Origin of the sequence: Bacillus sp. 03113, from assembly GCF_006546985.1 — a bacterium.
Lineage (GTDB): Bacteria > Bacillota > Bacilli > Bacillales > Cytobacillaceae > VATK01.
In genome coordinates, this window is sequence record NZ_VATK01000024.1 from 41,669 (window position 1) to 58,016 (window position 16,348).

The 16,348-nt window shown below is 37.4% G+C and carries 16 protein-coding genes; all 16 read left to right on the forward strand.

Annotated elements, in window-relative coordinates; genetic code table 11:
• The first annotated feature begins 16 nt into the window (after positions 1-16).
• The 16 genes from tilS to lysS all read left to right on the forward strand — a co-directional run bounded on the left by tilS (position 17) and on the right by lysS (position 15,724).
• On the forward strand, positions 17-1,405 hold the full coding sequence (gene tilS / locus FDO66_RS18770; protein WP_141434194.1) for a tRNA lysidine(34) synthetase TilS: 1,389 nt from the start codon (positions 17-19) through the stop codon (positions 1,403-1,405).
• 22 nt (positions 1,406-1,427) lie between these two features.
• Complete coding sequence (gene hpt, locus FDO66_RS18775; protein ID WP_141434195.1) at positions 1,428-1,967, forward strand: hypoxanthine phosphoribosyltransferase; 540 nt, start codon at positions 1,428-1,430, stop codon at positions 1,965-1,967.
• Between the two features lie 135 nt (positions 1,968-2,102).
• On the forward strand, positions 2,103-4,055 hold the full coding sequence (ftsH, locus tag FDO66_RS18780; RefSeq protein ID WP_141434196.1) for an ATP-dependent zinc metalloprotease FtsH: 1,953 nt from the start codon (positions 2,103-2,105) through the stop codon (positions 4,053-4,055).
• A 132-nt stretch (positions 4,056-4,187) separates the two neighbouring features.
• Positions 4,188-4,970 (forward strand): type III pantothenate kinase, encoded by a 783-nt coding sequence (locus tag FDO66_RS18785; RefSeq protein WP_141434197.1) that lies wholly within the window; start codon positions 4,188-4,190, stop codon positions 4,968-4,970.
• 19 nt (positions 4,971-4,989) lie between these two features.
• Positions 4,990-5,871, forward strand: coding sequence for an Hsp33 family molecular chaperone HslO (gene hslO / locus FDO66_RS18790; RefSeq protein ID WP_141434198.1), 882 nt, complete (start codon positions 4,990-4,992; stop codon positions 5,869-5,871).
• 1 nt (position 5,872) lies between these two features.
• Positions 5,873-6,769 (forward strand): peptidyl-prolyl cis-trans isomerase, encoded by an 897-nt coding sequence (locus FDO66_RS18795; RefSeq protein ID WP_258535790.1) that lies wholly within the window; start codon positions 5,873-5,875, stop codon positions 6,767-6,769.
• 182 nt (positions 6,770-6,951) lie between these two features.
• The gene (cysK, locus tag FDO66_RS18800) at positions 6,952-7,878 is read left to right on the forward strand and encodes a cysteine synthase A (protein ID WP_141434199.1); all 927 of its coding nucleotides are present in this window, start codon (positions 6,952-6,954) and stop codon (positions 7,876-7,878) included.
• 187 nt (positions 7,879-8,065) lie between these two features.
• Complete coding sequence (locus FDO66_RS18805; RefSeq protein WP_141434200.1) at positions 8,066-9,478, forward strand: anthranilate synthase component I family protein; 1,413 nt, start codon at positions 8,066-8,068, stop codon at positions 9,476-9,478.
• Positions 9,475-10,056, forward strand: a complete 582-nt coding sequence (gene pabA / locus FDO66_RS18810; RefSeq protein WP_141434201.1) for an aminodeoxychorismate/anthranilate synthase component II — start codon at positions 9,475-9,477, stop codon at positions 10,054-10,056. Before FDO66_RS18805 ends, pabA begins: the two co-directional genes overlap by 4 nt.
• Positions 10,057-10,069: 13 nt before the next feature.
• On the forward strand, positions 10,070-10,927 hold the full coding sequence (gene pabC / locus FDO66_RS18815) for an aminodeoxychorismate lyase (RefSeq protein ID WP_141434202.1): 858 nt from the start codon (positions 10,070-10,072) through the stop codon (positions 10,925-10,927).
• A 17-nt stretch (positions 10,928-10,944) separates the two neighbouring features.
• Positions 10,945-11,766, forward strand: a complete 822-nt coding sequence (gene folP, locus FDO66_RS18820) for a dihydropteroate synthase (protein WP_141434203.1) — start codon at positions 10,945-10,947, stop codon at positions 11,764-11,766.
• The gene (folB, locus tag FDO66_RS18825; protein WP_141434204.1) at positions 11,759-12,130 is read left to right on the forward strand and encodes a dihydroneopterin aldolase; all 372 of its coding nucleotides are present in this window, start codon (positions 11,759-11,761) and stop codon (positions 12,128-12,130) included. The genes folP and folB overlap by 8 nt, the downstream gene beginning before the upstream one ends.
• The gene (gene folK, locus FDO66_RS18830; protein ID WP_141434205.1) at positions 12,120-12,647 is read left to right on the forward strand and encodes a 2-amino-4-hydroxy-6-hydroxymethyldihydropteridine diphosphokinase; all 528 of its coding nucleotides are present in this window, start codon (positions 12,120-12,122) and stop codon (positions 12,645-12,647) included. Before folB ends, folK begins: the two co-directional genes overlap by 11 nt.
• Positions 12,599-12,817, forward strand: a complete 219-nt coding sequence (locus FDO66_RS18835; RefSeq protein WP_141434206.1) for a helix-turn-helix domain-containing protein — start codon at positions 12,599-12,601, stop codon at positions 12,815-12,817. The genes folK and FDO66_RS18835 overlap by 49 nt, the downstream gene beginning before the upstream one ends.
• Before the next feature lie 69 nt (positions 12,818-12,886).
• Positions 12,887-13,888, forward strand: coding sequence for a tRNA dihydrouridine synthase DusB (gene dusB / locus FDO66_RS18840; RefSeq protein WP_141434207.1), 1,002 nt, complete (start codon positions 12,887-12,889; stop codon positions 13,886-13,888).
• A gap of 342 nt (positions 13,889-14,230) precedes the next feature.
• Positions 14,231-15,724 (forward strand): lysine--tRNA ligase, encoded by a 1,494-nt coding sequence (gene lysS, locus FDO66_RS18845; protein WP_181444653.1) that lies wholly within the window; start codon positions 14,231-14,233, stop codon positions 15,722-15,724.
• Positions 15,725-16,348 lie beyond the last annotated feature (624 nt).

A 16,348-nucleotide genomic window follows, 5' to 3' on the forward strand; every position in this document is an offset into this window, starting at 1 on the left:
AGTTAGGAAGATCAGTATGTTGGAAAGTAAAGTAGAAGCTTTTTTAAAAAAGAGTGGCTACACACTTCAGAACAGCCGTCTTTTGATTGGAGTTTCTGGAGGACCTGATTCGCTTGCTCTTCTTCATTTTCTTTGGACTAAGAAGGAAAAATGGAATTTGCAGATTGTAGCTGCACATGTCGATCATATGTTTAGAGGGGAGGAGTCTTTGAATGAAGCAAGATTTGTTCAGCAGTTTTGTGAAAATAGAAACATATCCTTTGCTTTTAAACAAATCAACGTTCCCGAATACATAAAACAATCAGGAGAGAACTCACAAGTAGCAGCTCGGGTATGTAGATATCAATTTTTTAAGGAAGTTCTTGAAACACGTAGGCTTGATTTTCTTGTTTTGGGTCATCACGGAGATGATCAAGTAGAAACCATCTTAATGAGATTAACAAGAGGCAGTACAGGGAAAGCTAGAGCTGGAATTCCATTTATCAGACCATTTAGCCAAGGAAAGCTTATTCGTCCTTTTTTATGTTTGACAAAAGATGAAATTGAAAAATACTGTGCAGACCATCATTTAGACCCGAGAAGAGATCCGAGTAATGAGAAGGATGCCTATAGTCGAAATCGCTTTCGTAAGTATGTCATTCCGTTTTTAAAAAAAGAAAATAACCAAATTCATGAGCATTTTCAGCGATTTAGTGAAGAAATTGAGCAGGATGAAGCTTATTTAATGGAATTAGCTGCTCAAGAAATGAATAAAGTAATGAAACAGAAAGAGGATTCAGAAATAACGATTGACCTAGATGCTTTTCAGGTAATGCCAATGCCTTTACAAAGAAGAGGGATTCAACTAATATTAAACTATCTTTATAAGGATGCTCACGTTTCTTTATCTGCTTTACATATTGATAGTATTTTCAAAATGATAAACAGCTCTCGTCCTTCGGGATTACTGGATTTTCCAAATGGGTTGAACTTTATTCGTTCCTATCGAGAGTGTCATTTTCGATTTTATCAGAGGGAAATACAACCGTTCTCTTTTGAATTGTACGAACCTGGTGAAATCTTGCTGCCGAATGGTGCAAGCATTACATTTAAGTACGTACAAGATAAGACAGGAGTTCAAACGAATGAGAGTCTTTTGTTAAATCGTCATGAAATCTGTTTTCCTATTATTGTACGATCAAGGAAAACGGGCGACAGGATGAGTTTAAAGGGAATGTCAGGAACAAAAAAGATAAAGGATATTTTTATCGATCATAAAATACCGTTGCAGGAGAGGGAAAGCTGGCCGATTGTAACGGATTGCAAGGATCGGATTTTGTGGGTACCAGAACTTAAGAAGTCGAATGAGGGATTAACCTCTTCTTTGGAAACAAGCTATATACAATTAATATATAAAAGGCAATGATCTTCTAGGGGGCACACTGTACATGAAGCAAGATATTCAAAAGATATTGATATCGGAGGAAGAAATTCAAGGAAAAATTAATGAGATAGCGTCTCATCTGACAGAGGAATATCAAGATCGATTTCCTTTGGCCATCGGCATATTAAAAGGCGCAATGCCATTTATGTCAGATCTATTAAAACGAGTAGATACTTTCCTTGAAATGGATTTTATGGATGTATCCAGCTATGGAAACTCGACTGTTTCTTCTGGAGAAGTGAAAATTATTAAAGATTTAAATACTTCTGTTGAAGGCAGGGACATACTTATAATAGAGGATATTATTGATAGCGGTTTAACCTTAAGTTATTTAGTGGATCTATTCCGTTACCGTAAAGCAAAATCTATTAAGATTGTGACACTGCTTGACAAACCTACAGGTCGAAAAGCTGACATTCAAGCTGATTATGTTGGATTTGTTGTTCCAGATGCTTTTGTAGTAGGATATGGGTTAGACTATGCTGAAAAATATCGAAACTTACCTTATATTGGTATTTTGAAACCTGAAGTATACTCAAATTAAGAATGGCATCTAATGATGAAATAGGCATGAATGCTTAAGGAATTGCTTGTTATTTTAGAGCCTTATTCCTTGAATTTGCATAATTTTCTATGATACTATACGTTATAGTTTGTTTATCGTGGGAGGAGGTAAGGGATGAATCGGATCTTCCGTAATACCATCTTTTATTTATTAATCTTTTTAGTTATTATCGGCGTTGTTAGCTTCTTTAATGGCAACAATGAGCCTACAGATCATATATCTTACAGTCAGTTTGTTGACAGTTTGGAACAAGGGGATGTAAAATCCATCTCTTTGAAGCCAGAACGTGGTGTAGTTGAGGTAAGAGGTCAACTGAAAGGGTACGATGAGAATAAGTACTTTTTAACCTACGTTTTTGGTAATTCTGTTGATCGTATTGAACAAGCTGCTCAAGATGCAAAGGTTGAAATATTACCTGAAAAAGAAACAAGCGGCTGGGTAACCTTCTTCACTTCCATTATCCCATTCGTTATTATTTTTATCTTGTTCTTCTTCTTGCTAAACCAAGCTCAAGGCGGCGGTAGCAGAGTCATGAACTTTGGGAAAAGCAAAGCAAAGCTTTACAATGAAGATAAGAAAAAAGTTCGATTTAAAGATGTTGCTGGTGCTGATGAGGAGAAGCAAGAGCTTGTAGAAGTAGTTGAGTTCTTAAAGGACCCTAGAAAATTCTCTGAGCTTGGAGCGAGAATTCCAAAAGGTGTCTTGCTTGTTGGACCACCTGGAACAGGGAAAACCTTGCTTGCAAGAGCGGTTGCAGGGGAAGCTGGAGTTCCGTTCTTCTCCATAAGTGGATCTGATTTCGTAGAAATGTTTGTCGGTGTCGGTGCATCACGTGTTCGTGACCTCTTTGAAACAGCGAAGAAAAATTCACCTTGTATCATCTTTATTGATGAGATTGACGCAGTTGGTCGCCAGCGTGGTGCTGGTTTAGGTGGAGGACATGATGAGCGCGAGCAAACATTAAACCAATTACTCGTTGAAATGGATGGCTTTGGTGCAAATGAAGGAATTATCATTATTGCAGCAACCAACCGACCTGACATTTTAGATCCTGCTCTTTTACGTCCTGGCCGTTTTGACAGACAAATTACCGTAGATCGACCGGATGTAAAAGGAAGGGAAGCAGTTCTAAAGGTTCATGCGCGTAATAAACCTTTAGCTGAATCTGTCAATTTAAAAAGCATTGCCATGCGTACGCCAGGCTTCTCGGGCGCTGATTTAGAAAATCTTTTGAATGAAGCAGCACTTGTTGCAGCTCGTCAAAATAAAAAGAAAGTCGATATGACAGATATTGACGAAGCCACAGATCGAGTGATTGCGGGTCCAGCTAAGAAAAGTCGAGTTATTTCACAAAAGGAAAGAAAGATTGTTGCATTCCATGAAGCTGGACATACGGTCATTGGTGTTGTTCTTGAAGAGGCAGAAATGGTTCACAAGGTAACCATCGTACCTCGTGGCCAAGCTGGTGGATATGCGGTCATGCTTCCAAAAGAAGATCGTTACTTCATGACTAAGCCAGAATTGCTTGATAAAATTGTTGGACTATTAGGTGGACGTGTAGCAGAAGAAATTGTGTTTGGTGAAGTTAGTACAGGAGCCCATAATGATTTCCAAAGAGCGACTGGAATTGCCCGAAGAATGGTAACAGAATTTGGGATGAGCGATAAGCTTGGTCCGTTGCAATTTGGTCAAACACAAGGTCAAGTGTTCTTAGGAAGAGACTTGAATAACGATCAAAACTATTCAGATGCAATTGCTTATGAAATTGATCTAGAAATTCAAAGAATCATTAAAGAGTGTTATGCAAAAGCAAAAACACTTTTAACTGAGAATCGTGATAAGCTTGACTTAATTGCGAATACATTGCTAGAAGTGGAAACACTTGATGCAGAGCAAATTAAGCATTTGATCGATCACGGCAAGCTTCCAGATCGACCAGCACCTGATAAATCTGAAGATGTGAAAGTGAATATCAACATTAAAAAGGATGAAAAAGAAGCTGTGGAAGCCAAAAAAGATGTAAGTGAGCCTCCATCAGATTTGACTCCAAAAAAAACAATTGATTAATGTATGTATTTAATATGGAGATACTCTTTACAGAGTGTCTCTTTTTTTCTTATTGGGCTAGATATATGATATGATGTTTTCAGCGTTGTTTAACATGTTTCCTATTGAATTTTATATAAAGTGGTGAAAACAATGATTTTTGTCTTTGATGTTGGAAATACGAATATTGTCTTAGGTGTTTATGATGGTGAAGAATTGAAATATCATTGGAGAATTGAAACAGATCGACATAAAACAGAAGATGAATATGGAATGATCATAAAAGTATTGTTCGAAAATGTTCAATTAAGCTTTGCACATATTGATGGAATTATTATTTCCTCTGTTGTCCCTCCTATTATGTTTTCCTTAGAGAGAATGTGCCATAAGTATTTTCACATCAAACCTCTTATTGTAGGACCAGGGGTAAAAACAGGATTAAATATTAAATATGAAAACCCAAGAGAGGTTGGGGCAGATCGAATTGTAAATGCAGTGGCAGCCATTCATGAGTATGGGAGTCCGCTGATTATTGTTGATTTTGGAACGGCCACCACATATTGCTATGTAGATGAACATAAGCAATACATGGGTGGGGCCATTGCGCCTGGTATAGGAATATCTACAGAAGCGCTGTATTCAAGAGCAGCAAAATTACCAAGAATTGAAATTGCACGGCCAGATGGTGTGGTAGGGAAAAATACGGTTGCTGCTATGCAAGCAGGGATATTATATGGATATGTAGGTCAAGTGGAAGGTATCGTGACGAGAATAAAGGAACAAAGTAAAAAGGAACCAAGAGTAATCGCAACAGGTGGCTTAGCGAATCTAATTGCTGAAGAAACTTCTATGATTGAGATCGTTGATCCTTTTCTGACATTAAAGGGCTTAAAGCTCATTTATAAAAGAAATATGGAGACGATTAAAAAGGCGTAATGGAAAGGGGTACTTTAACATGAGTGATTATTTAGTCAAGGCTTTAGCATGTGACGGAAAGGTTCGGGCTTACGCGGTTCGTAGTACTGATACGGTAGGAGAAGCGCAGAGAAGACATTACACATGGCCGACTGCTTCTGCTGCGTTAGGTAGAACTATGACAGCTGGAGTCATGATGGGAGCTATGATGAAGGGTGAGCAAAATTTAACTATTAAGGTTGAAGGAGGCGGCCCCATTGGTCCTATCTTAGTTGATAGCAATGCGAAAGGTGAAGTTCGTGGATATGTAACAAATCCACAAACTCATTTTGATTTAAATGAGCAAGGAAAGCTAGATGTGAGAAAAGCTGTTGGAACCACTGGGATGATTACCGTTGTAAAAGATATTGGTATGAAGGACTATTTTACAGGTCAGGTACCGATCGTGTCTGGCGAGCTAGGAGAAGATTTCACTTACTATTTAGTTACCTCTGAACAAGTTCCTTCTTCTGTAGGAGTAGGTGTTCTTGTAAATCCTGACAATTCCATTCTAGCGGCTGGCGGCTTTATTTTGCAGCTTCTTCCAGGTGCCGATGAAGAGGTTATTTCGATGCTTGAAAAAAGGTTATCAGAAATTCCTCCTGTATCGAAACTTATCCAAAAAGGGCTTTCTCCTGAAGAGCTTTTAGAAGAAATATTCGGAAAAGATGAGGTTCAGTTTCTAGAAAAACTTCCAGTTTCCTTTACATGTACGTGCTCCAAAGAACGTTTTGCCAATGCCATCATTAGTTTAGGGAAACAAGAAATCAAGGATATGATCGAGCAGGATGGAGAAGCGGAGGCTCAATGTCATTTTTGTCATGAAAAGTATCATTATTCAAAAGAAGAGCTAGAAAGCTTTAAGCAAGAAGCAAGTGCGTAAAATGCGGGTTGAAATGCTGAAGAAAAATCATTTACTCATGATCATAGCTGGTTTGGTTCTTTTAAATGTTTTGACGATTATCCTTTTTCTTACTTGGCCAAGCTTAAATGAAGGCAATAATGAAACTGTCGCTACTGTCGGGAAAAAAACAGTAACGAGGCAGGATTGGTTGGAAGAAATGGAAGGGAAGTACGGGAAGGAAACATTAAAGCAGCTAGTGAATGAAAAAGTGATTGATGAGATGGCTGATAAATATAAAGTAAAAATATCCGATCAAGAAATTACTCGAGAACTCCTGATGGTAAAAACCATGTATGGATCGGATGGAGTGGACGCTTTTTCCGGTGAAGTAAATTGGAAGAGGCAAATCAAGTATAATTTAATGCTTGAGGAATTGCTTACAAGAGATGTTCATTTTGATGAACGTGAAATGAAAAAATATTACGATGAAAATATTCGTCTATACCATATCCCTGATTCCTACCATGTATCACAAATTGTTTCTAAAACGAAGGAAGAGGCCGATCAAACGCTAAAGGAATTGAAAAATGGATCAAATTTTTCAGTGTTAGCAATGGAGCGATCGATCGACAAATTTTCTGCCGAGCAAGGTGGGGATGTTGGCTATATCAATACAGAGGACGGACGTTTTTCTCCATCTTTCATCGAACAAGTAAAAAAATTAAAGCCAGGAACATGGAGTGAACCAATACAAAAAGATACAGATTTCGTGATTGTTTTGCTACATGATAAGATTAAAGGTAAGAACTATTCCTATAAAGAAGTAAAGAAACAAATTCGCAGACAAATGGCTCTCGAACAAATGGATGCACCCGCTTCCGCAGAATCTCTTTGGAAAGAATCTGATGTGGAGTGGTTTTATGGTAAAGATAAATAGAGTAGATAATCGTATGGGGCTTCATGAATTTTTTAGACTAGGTATTTTAACCTGCGAAAAAAGCATTAAGATTGAAAATTTTTTATGTCAATTTGATCACTAATTCATTGACAAGAGGCACGATCATTGATAAATTTGAATAAAACCAATATAATTACTCGGGAATTAGGGGTGGAAGAGAAATGGTACGTGTAGCAAATTCAATTACAGAATTAGTAGGTAGTACTCCGATTGTAAAACTTAGTCGTTTAGGTGATGAAAATAGCGCAGATGTGTATGTGAAATTAGAATATACAAATCCAGGTAGTAGTGTAAAAGACCGAATTGCACTTGCTATGATCGAAGCAGCAGAGGAATCTGGTCAATTAAAACCTGGTGATACATTAGTTGAGCCTACTAGTGGTAATACAGGTATCGGACTTGCAATGATTGCCGCTGCTAAAGGATATAGAGCTATTCTTACAATGCCTGAAACAATGAGCTTAGAGCGTCGTAATTTGCTTCGTGCCTATGGAGCTGAATTAGTATTAACTCCAGGTCCTGAAGGCATGGGTGGGGCGATCCGTAAAGCAGAAGCTCTTGCTAAAGAACACGGATATTTTATCCCTCAGCAATTTAAAAATTTAGCAAATCCTGAGGTTCATAGAAGAACTACTGCAAAAGAAATTATCCAACAAGTTGGAGATCAGTTAGATGCTTTTGTCGCAGGAATTGGTACTGGTGGTACAATTACTGGTGTTGGCGAAGTGCTGAAAGAAACATTTGAAAACATTAAAGTATATGCAGTAGAACCTGCAGATTCACCTGTATTATCAGGCGGAAAACCAGGCCCTCATAAAATTCAAGGAATTGGTGCTGGATTTGTTCCATCTGTATTGAATACAGAGGTTTACGATGATGTTGTTAAAGTTTCAACTGATGAGGCTTTCGAATATGCAAGACGTGCTGCAAGAGAAGAAGGTGTACTTGGAGGAATTTCTGCAGGTGCTGCCATTTTTGCTGCCTTTAAAGTTGCAAAAGAGTTAGGAAAGGGAAAGAAAGTTTTAGCAATCCTTCCTGATAACGGAGAACGCTATTTAAGTACTCCATTATACCAATTTGAAGATTAATTAATAATTAATAGGGGATATACCCTTAATAAGGGCAATGGTCTTGTGACTGTTGCTCTTTTATTTTTTTCTAAGATAGAAGCGGCGCTTGCGCTTTTCTTCTTTTTCAACTATTTTAATATTTAGTAGCTCTTCGTTTTTGATAAAGGAAAAATAGGAGAGAAAATCGTTTAGGAGTGAAGTTTGTTTGAACAAGCTTAAAATACATGATATCCATATTCCTTATACATATGAGGAGTTTTATAGACAGTATCGACATCTTTCCAAAGACAAGGAAGATCATGTTTTATTGGAAAGTGGGCGAGGAGGAAGATATAGCATTGCTGCTTTTGATCCCATCGCAAAGTTTATTGGGAAAAATCATCGCCTTGAAATTGTAGAAGAAGAAAAGAGTCAATATCTTGAAGGAAATCCGCTCCATCTTTTAAAAAAGTGGATGCAAAGCTATCAAATAGAAAAGCGTGATGATCTTCCTGATTTTCAAGGAGGAGCGATTGGTTTTCTAAGCTATGATTATAATCAATACATTGAAAAATTGCCCCAGCTTGCGGAAGATGATTTACAAACACCGGATGCTTATTTTTTCATCTTTAAAGAGTGGTTCATCTATGATCATGAAAAAGACCAATTGTGGCTTCTATTCCTTTATGAGGATAGCGAGAAAGAGAAAGTGAAAGACAGAGCGTCAGAATGGGAAAGTAACTGGAAAGAAAAGCCGGATCAAGTTGGTACAGTCGGAATCAAATCAAGCAGCGATAAACTTGAGTATTCAATGAATGACCAAGAATTCCAGGAAGCTGTTAGAAAAATTCAGCATTATATCTCTCAAGGGGACGTATTTCAAATTAATTTATCAGTTAGACAATCAAGACCTATCCATATCCCGGCAATAGATGTATATGATCAGCTGCGACGATTAAATCCTTCGCCTTATATGAGTTTTTTCCATACAAAAGAATTCCAGCTTGTTTGTGGTTCACCAGAGCTTCTTGTGAAAAAGAAAGGCTCAGAAGTAAGTACACGACCTATTGCAGGTACTAGATCACGAGGAAAGAATGATGAAGAAGACTTACAGTTAGCAAATGAACTGATTGAAAATGAAAAAGAGCGAGCTGAGCATGTAATGCTTGTTGATTTGGAACGTAATGATTTAGGAAGAGTTTGTCAATATGGCACGGTTGAAGTAAATGAATTCATGGTTATTGAAAAATATTCACATGTTATGCATATTGTATCAAATGTAAGAGGAAAAATAGCAGAAAATAAAGATGCTTTTGATTTAATTGATGCTGCTTTTCCTGGAGGTACCATCACAGGTGCTCCTAAAGTGAGAACGATGGAAATTATTGAAGAACTTGAGCCTGTAAAAAGAGGCATCTACACAGGTTCTTTAGGGTGGATTGATTTTTCATTTGACGTTGAGCTTAATATTATTATTCGTACGATGCTTGTGAAGGAAGGTAAAGCATATGTGCAGTCAGGAGCCGGTGTTGTCATTGACTCAAATCCAAAGCACGAATATAAAGAATCCATAAAAAAGGCGATCGCATTATGGCGAGCAAAAGAAATGGCTGAGACAGTCAAAGGAGCTAACGCATGATTTATATGATCGATAATTTTGATTCGTTTACTTACAACCTTGTTCAGTATTTAGGAGAATTAGGTGAGGAATTAGTCATAAAAAGAAATAATGAAACGTCTATCGAAGAAATTTCTGCAGCAAATCCGAAAATGCTTATGATTTCACCTGGACCGTGTAGTCCAAATGAGGCGGGTATTAGTTTGCGAGCGATTGATGCTTTTTCAAAAACGACACCGATCTTTGGTGTTTGTCTTGGCCATCAATCGATTGCACAAGTTTTTGGCGGTGATGTTGTACAAGCTGAACGGCTCATGCATGGCAAAACTTCATCCATTTTTCACGATCAGAAAACGATTTTTAAAAACTTGCCCAATCCTTTTCCTGCAACGAGATACCATTCGCTTATTGTTAAAAAAGAAACCTTGCCTGATTGCTTAGAAGTATCTGCATGGACAGAAGAAGGAGAAATTATGGCGATTCGTCATAAAGAGCTTCCGATTGAAGGTGTTCAGTTTCATCCTGAATCCATTATGACAACAGTCGGTAAGGACTTATTGAAAAATTTTCTAACTTATTATCATGATAAGAATGAATGATAAGGATGAAAAGATGTATATTTATCTTAATGGAGAGTTTGTAGAACAAGAAAAAGCGCTTATATCCCCATTTGATCATGGCTTCTTATACGGATTGGGGTTGTTTGAAACATTTAGAATATATGAAGGACATCCCTTTTTATTAGATGATCATCTTAAGAGGCTGAATCATGGTTTGAAAGCTCTTCAATTCGAAGCAGCATATGAAAGGCTGCAAATTTTTTCCCTGCTACAAGAACTTTTGAAAAAGAACCAATTACTAAATGCCTATATTCGATTAAATGTTTCAGCAGGAGCGGGAGAGGTTGGGCTGCAAGCGACTGGATATGAATATCCTTTTTTAATCATTTTTTCGAAGTCTTTGCCGCAGGCGGGTGAAATGCAAGAGAAAATGGCCAAGTTATTAAAAATTACTAGAAATACACCTGAAGGCAATGAAAGACTAAAATCGCATCATTTTTTAAACAATATATTAGCAAAAAAAGAATTAGGACCTTCTCCTAATTACGAAGGGCTATTTTTAACAAAAGAAGGGTTTTTGGCAGAAGGCATTACATCGAATCTTTTTTGGGTGAAAGAGGGTACTCTTTATACTCCTGCGATTGAGACGGGGATATTAAATGGTATTACGAGACAATTCATTCTGAAAATGGCCAAGAAAGTTGGCTTTGAAGTGGCAGAAGGCTTTTATCAAAAGGAACCTTTATATGAGGCAGAAGAAGTTTTTGTGACAAATTCCATTCAAGAAATTGTACCTTTTAAGGAAGTTGACATGCATCAATTTCCTGGGAAAGAAGGGAAAGTTGTTCAAGCTTTGCATAAAGAGTTTCGAAAACACCGTTCAGTTTTATGGACGAGAAATGATATATAGAGGTGCGCGGACAGATCATGAAGTGTGGAAGATATACGTTAGATTTTGAAAAGAAAACCGTTATTATGGGGATTTTAAATGCGACACCTGATTCTTTTTCGGATGGAGGAAAATTTCATCACTTGGACAGGGCCGTTCAGCATGCGCTTGAAATGGTAGAGCAAGGGGCTGATGTGATTGATATCGGTGGGGAATCAACACGACCAGGTTCATTGTCCGTTTCCCTAGACGAGGAATTACAAAGAGTCATTCCTGTGGTTAAAGCAATCTCAAGAGAAGTAAATGTGCCCATTTCTATTGATACTTATAAGGCGGAAGTAGCAAAACAAGCAATAGAAGCAGGAGCGCATATCATTAATGATGTCTGGGGAGCGAAAGCAGATCCAAAAATGGCCGATGTTGCTGCTGAGTACAAGGTTCCGATTATTTTAATGCATAATCGACAAGATCGAAACTACTCCTCATTTTTAAGAGATGCGATCTCTGATTTATATGAAAGTATATTTCACGTGAAAAAAGCAGGGGTGGAGGATGACCAGATTATCCTCGATCCTGGCATCGGATTTGCAAAGGATTTCCAACAAAATATTGAGATGATGAGAGAATTAGAAAGCATTGTTCAGCTTGGCTATCCTGTCTTACTTGGTACTTCAAGGAAATCTATGATCGGACAGGCTCTTGATCTCCCTGTAAGTGAACGTATGGAGGGAACGGGAGCTACGGTTTGTTATGGTATTCAGAAGGGGTGTCAGATGGTCCGTATCCATGATGTAAAAGAGATGAGCCGAATGGCTAAAATGATGGATGTACTAATAGGGAAGGGAGTTCTAAATGGATAGAATTCTATTAAATAAAATGGAGTTTTACGGGTATCATGGTGTTTTTCCAGAGGAAAACCGACTTGGGCAGCGTTTTATCATCGATTTAGTGGTAGAAGCTGATTTGCAAAAAGCGGGAAAAGAAGATAACCTAGAAGAGTCGATTAATTACGGGGAGCTTTTTCAGGTTTGTAAGGAAATTGTTGAGGGAAAGCCTCTTAATTTAATTGAAGCAGTTGCGGAAAAGATTTCAGCAACAATCCTACAACAGTATACAGCTGTAAGAAGTACAACAGTAAAAGTGATTAAGCCTGACCCACCCATTCCAGGTCATTATCAATCAGTGGCTGTAGAAATAACTAGAGGTCGAAAAGATGGAGAATAATGTTTACCTTTCTTTAGGTTCCAATATGGGGAATCGTGAACAAATGTTAACGGATGCAATTGTTGAGCTTCATAAAAATGACAAAATTACACTGGTAAATGTTTCATCTATTTATGAAACCGATCCTGTTGGATATGAAGATCAGGATTTGTTTTTGAATATGGTAATCCACGTTTCAACAGCTTTATCTCCTTATGAATTATTAGATGCTTGCCAAAGTATTGAAAAGTCACTTGGGAGAAAAAGGGAGATTCATTGGGGTCCTCGTACAGTTGATCTTGACATTCTCTTGTATAATCAAGAAAATATAAAATCAGAAGAGCTTACTATTCCTCATCCTCGGATGTGTGAAAGAGCTTTTGTTATCGTTCCTCTGTATGAAATCTATTTAGATAGTACGCTGCCAATGATGGATATCCCTTTAAAAACTTTGTTAGAAGAATTGCCTGACAGAGAGGGAGTACGGATATGGAAGCAGAAAAATGGGGAAGACGTATTCGAGCTTTTCGAAAATTAAAAGGTTATACACAGCAAAGCTTTGCTAACGCACTCGGAGTATCGATTGCTATTATAGGTGAAATTGAAAGAGGGAATCGAGTCCCCTCGAAAGAAATTATTCAACAAATTACGGAAAAGTTAAATATATCGATTGAAGAATTATCGCCATTGGATAAAAACGAATCTTGAACCTCTCACAACTTATGTCATGAATGTTCTCGGATTATCTATAAAAATTTGAAAATAGGAGGGATCTAAATGCTGCAAATTGGAGATATTGTCATGAAAAATCGAGTTGTATTAGCACCAATGGCAGGTGTATGCAATTCAGCATTTCGCTTAACAGTTAAAGAATTTGGTGCTGGTTTAGTTTGTGCAGAAATGGTAAGTGACAAAGGGATCGTCTTTAAAAACGAAAAAACAATGAATATGCTTTATATTGATGAACGTGAAAAGCCATTAAGCCTGCAAATTTTTGGAGGAGAAAAAGAAACGCTTATCGAAGCAGCGAAATTTGTTGATCAAAACACAAATGCTGACATTATTGACATTAATATGGGCTGCCCTGTTCCTAAAATTACAAAATGTGATGCAGGAGCAAAGTGGCTGCTTGATCCAAATAAAATTTATGAAATGGTAGCAGCTACTGTTGATGCTGTTCAAAAGCCTGTTACAGTAAAAATGAGAATGGGATGGGATGAGGACCATATTTTTGCGGTAGAAAATGCACGAGCAGTTGAACGTGCAGGTGGACAGGCTGTTTCTTTGCACGGAAGAACAAGAGTGCAGATGTACGAAGGACATGCGAACTGGGGCATTATTAAAGAAGTAAAACAGTCTGTCAATATTCCGATCATCGGCAACGGAGATGTAGGAACACCTCAAGATGCGAAAAGAATGTTAGAAGAAACTGGCTGTGACGGGGTCATGATTGGCCGTGCAGCACTTGGAAACCCTTGGATGATCTATCGGACCGTAAAATACCTCGAAACAGGCGAGCTTATAGGTGAGCCATCAGTAAGAGAAAAAATAGATGTATGTATCCTTCATTTAGATCGTCTTATCGAATTGAAAAATGAGAGTATTGCTATTCGAGAAATGAGAAAGCATGCAGCTTGGTACTTAAAAGGGATTAGAGGAAATGGAAAGGCTAGAAATGCGATTAATGAATGTGTGACAAGAGCTGATCTAGTCAATCTATTGACTGGACTTGTATTAGAAGCCGAAGAAAAAGAAAAGGAACAAATTCAAGTCGGGTAAGGTTTGACATCATTATATTCTTTATCTATAATACTTTTGGTACAAAAAACTGCCAGTTTTTCAAACTGGCAGTTTTTATCATATTTTTCCCCCTATAAGATTTAGAGAATGGAAGAAGTGATGGGTGGGGGATATAAAGGACGTAAAAGTCATTTGTTTTCCAAAACTATAGTAAGGATGAAAGAATATCACCATAACGGAAGGTCACTTTATGGAAACAACTAATAGAGTATTTCAAAAAGTTGATGTGTGTTATTCCTTATTTGTGTAAAATAAAAAGGGATGCAAGGAAGTAAACGATTCTATTATTGAATGTCATATATAAAGATTTAAATATTGGAGATGATTGCAGTGAGTCAGGAAGAATTAAATGACCAATTACTTGTAAGACGAGAAAAAATGAATCAAATAAGAGAAATGGGTTTAGATCCATTTGGAAAACGTTTTAGTCGCTCTCATCATGCGGCGAATTTAATAGAAGAGTTTGGTCAGTTTGAAAAAGAAGAAATTGAGGAAAAAGCAGTTTCTGTTACAATTGCTGGTCGTATTATGACAAAACGTGGAAAAGGTAAAGCAGGCTTTGCTCATGTACAGGATTTAACTGGCCAAATTCAAATATACGTTCGTAAAGATGCAGTTGGTGATGTACAGTATGAATTATTTAATACAGCAGACTTAGGGGATCTTATTGGGATCAGCGGTACGTTATTTAAAACGAAGGTTGGAGAGCTTTCAATTAAAGTTCAAAATTTTGAGCTTTTAACAAAAGCCCTTCGTCCTCTACCGGATAAATTTCATGGTTTAAAAGATGTTGAGCAACGATATCGCCAGCGTTATTTAGATTTAATAATGAGTGATGAAAGTAAACAAACCTTTATTGCTCGTAGTCGAATCATTCAATCAATGCGCCGTTACTTAGATGATCATGGTTATTTGGAAGTTGAAACACCTATGATGCACTCTATTGCTGGAGGAGCTTCTGCTCGTCCGTTTATTACCCATCATAATGCTTTGGATATTCCACTATTCATGCGAATCGCTATTGAGCTTCACTTGAAACGATTAATTGTGGGCGGCTTAGAAAAAGTATATGAAATCGGTCGAGTCTTCCGAAATGAGGGTGTCTCTACTAGACATAATCCTGAATTTACAATGATTGAGTTGTATGAAGCTTATGCAGATTACCAGGATATTATGAACTTAACTGAAAATTTGATTGCACATATTGCACAAGAAGTACTTGGTACAACAACTGTTCAATATGGTGAGTATGAAGTTAACTTAAAGCCTGAATGGAAAAGACTCCATATGGTCGATGCAATTAAGGAATATACTGGTGCAGACTTCTGGAAGGAAACAAGCATAGAAGAAGCAAGAGCGCTTGCTGCTGAACATAATGTTGAAATCAACAATAATATGCTCTACGGTCATATTGTGAATGAATTTTTTGAGCAAAAAGTAGAGGAGCATTTGATTCAACCTACTTTTATTTATGGACATCCTGTTGAAATTTCTCCACTTGCGAAGAAAAATGATGATGATCCACGTTTCACAGATCGTTTTGAGTTATTTATTGTTGCGCGTGAGCATGCTAACGCCTTTACAGAATTAAATGACCCTATTGATCAACGTCAGCGCTTTGAAGCGCAAATTAAAGAGAGAGAACAAGGGAACGATGAAGCGCACATGATGGATGATGACTTTGTCGAAGCGTTAGAATACGGAATGCCCCCTACTGGCGGTCTGGGAATTGGTATCGACAGATTGGTCATGTTGTTAACGAACTCTCCATCGATCAGAGATGTATTATTGTTCCCGCTTATGAAGAATAAATAATAGAGGTTATAAACCCTAAAGCATTTAAAGGATCCTACAAGGATTTTATAAGAAATAACTAGAGAGGTTACCAAGTGTAATAATTTGGTGACCTCTTTTGTTATTTCTTATTTCTCTTATTTTAGCCGAGAAGATTTCTTCTTCAAACTGTAATAGCTTGTATGGAGGGGATAAATTTGTTTCTTTTTTAATAATATCAGAAATTGTATCTGAAGTTAGATTACTGTCTAGCTGCGACGTACAGGACGTACTAGTGCCGGCGTTGCCATAAGATGTGGCGCATTTAGCCGGCCAGCACCCTATCGACTAGAAGTGATTCCCTTGCCTCGTCTACGATAAGTCAACATCGACGCTTGCGCTTTCCTAATTCTGCTGAATAATAAGAATATTAGTTTATTAAATTTATGTAAAAAAAGTATTGCAACAATAATGTAACGGTGGTATATTAATATCTGTTGCTGAAACGCAATGAAAAAACAATTAAAAAAGTGTTGACTTTAACACTTAAATTTGTTAGTATAAGAAAGTCGCTTGCGAGCGAAAAAGTAAAATTGCTCTTTGAAAACTGAACAACAAAACGTCAACAAAAGAACAAAAGTGAGGACTTCAAACGAAGTCAACACA

Bases quoted from the DNA above. Each gene is read 5' to 3' on its own strand.
- tilS (WP_141434194.1), top strand. From the start codon at position 17: ATGTTGGAAAGTAAAGTAGAAGCTTTTTTAAAAAAGAGTGGCTACACA.
- hpt (WP_141434195.1), top strand. From the start codon at position 1,428: ATGAAGCAAGATATTCAAAAGATATTGATATCGGAGGAAGAAATTCAA.
- ftsH (WP_141434196.1), top strand. From the start codon at position 2,103: ATGAATCGGATCTTCCGTAATACCATCTTTTATTTATTAATCTTTTTA.
- FDO66_RS18785 (WP_141434197.1), top strand. From the start codon at position 4,188: ATGATTTTTGTCTTTGATGTTGGAAATACGAATATTGTCTTAGGTGTT.
- hslO (WP_141434198.1), top strand. From the start codon at position 4,990: ATGAGTGATTATTTAGTCAAGGCTTTAGCATGTGACGGAAAGGTTCGG.
- FDO66_RS18795 (WP_258535790.1), top strand. From the start codon at position 5,873: ATGCGGGTTGAAATGCTGAAGAAAAATCATTTACTCATGATCATAGCT.
- cysK (WP_141434199.1), top strand. From the start codon at position 6,952: ATGGTACGTGTAGCAAATTCAATTACAGAATTAGTAGGTAGTACTCCG.
- pabA (WP_141434201.1), top strand. From the start codon at position 9,475: ATGATTTATATGATCGATAATTTTGATTCGTTTACTTACAACCTTGTT.
- pabC (WP_141434202.1), top strand. From the start codon at position 10,070: ATGTATATTTATCTTAATGGAGAGTTTGTAGAACAAGAAAAAGCGCTT.
- folP (WP_141434203.1), top strand. From the start codon at position 10,945: ATGAAGTGTGGAAGATATACGTTAGATTTTGAAAAGAAAACCGTTATT.
- folB (WP_141434204.1), top strand. From the start codon at position 11,759: ATGGATAGAATTCTATTAAATAAAATGGAGTTTTACGGGTATCATGGT.
- folK (WP_141434205.1), top strand. From the start codon at position 12,120: ATGGAGAATAATGTTTACCTTTCTTTAGGTTCCAATATGGGGAATCGT.
- FDO66_RS18835 (WP_141434206.1), top strand. From the start codon at position 12,599: ATGGAAGCAGAAAAATGGGGAAGACGTATTCGAGCTTTTCGAAAATTA.
- dusB (WP_141434207.1), top strand. From the start codon at position 12,887: ATGCTGCAAATTGGAGATATTGTCATGAAAAATCGAGTTGTATTAGCA.
- lysS (WP_181444653.1), top strand. From the start codon at position 14,231: ATGATTGCAGTGAGTCAGGAAGAATTAAATGACCAATTACTTGTAAGA.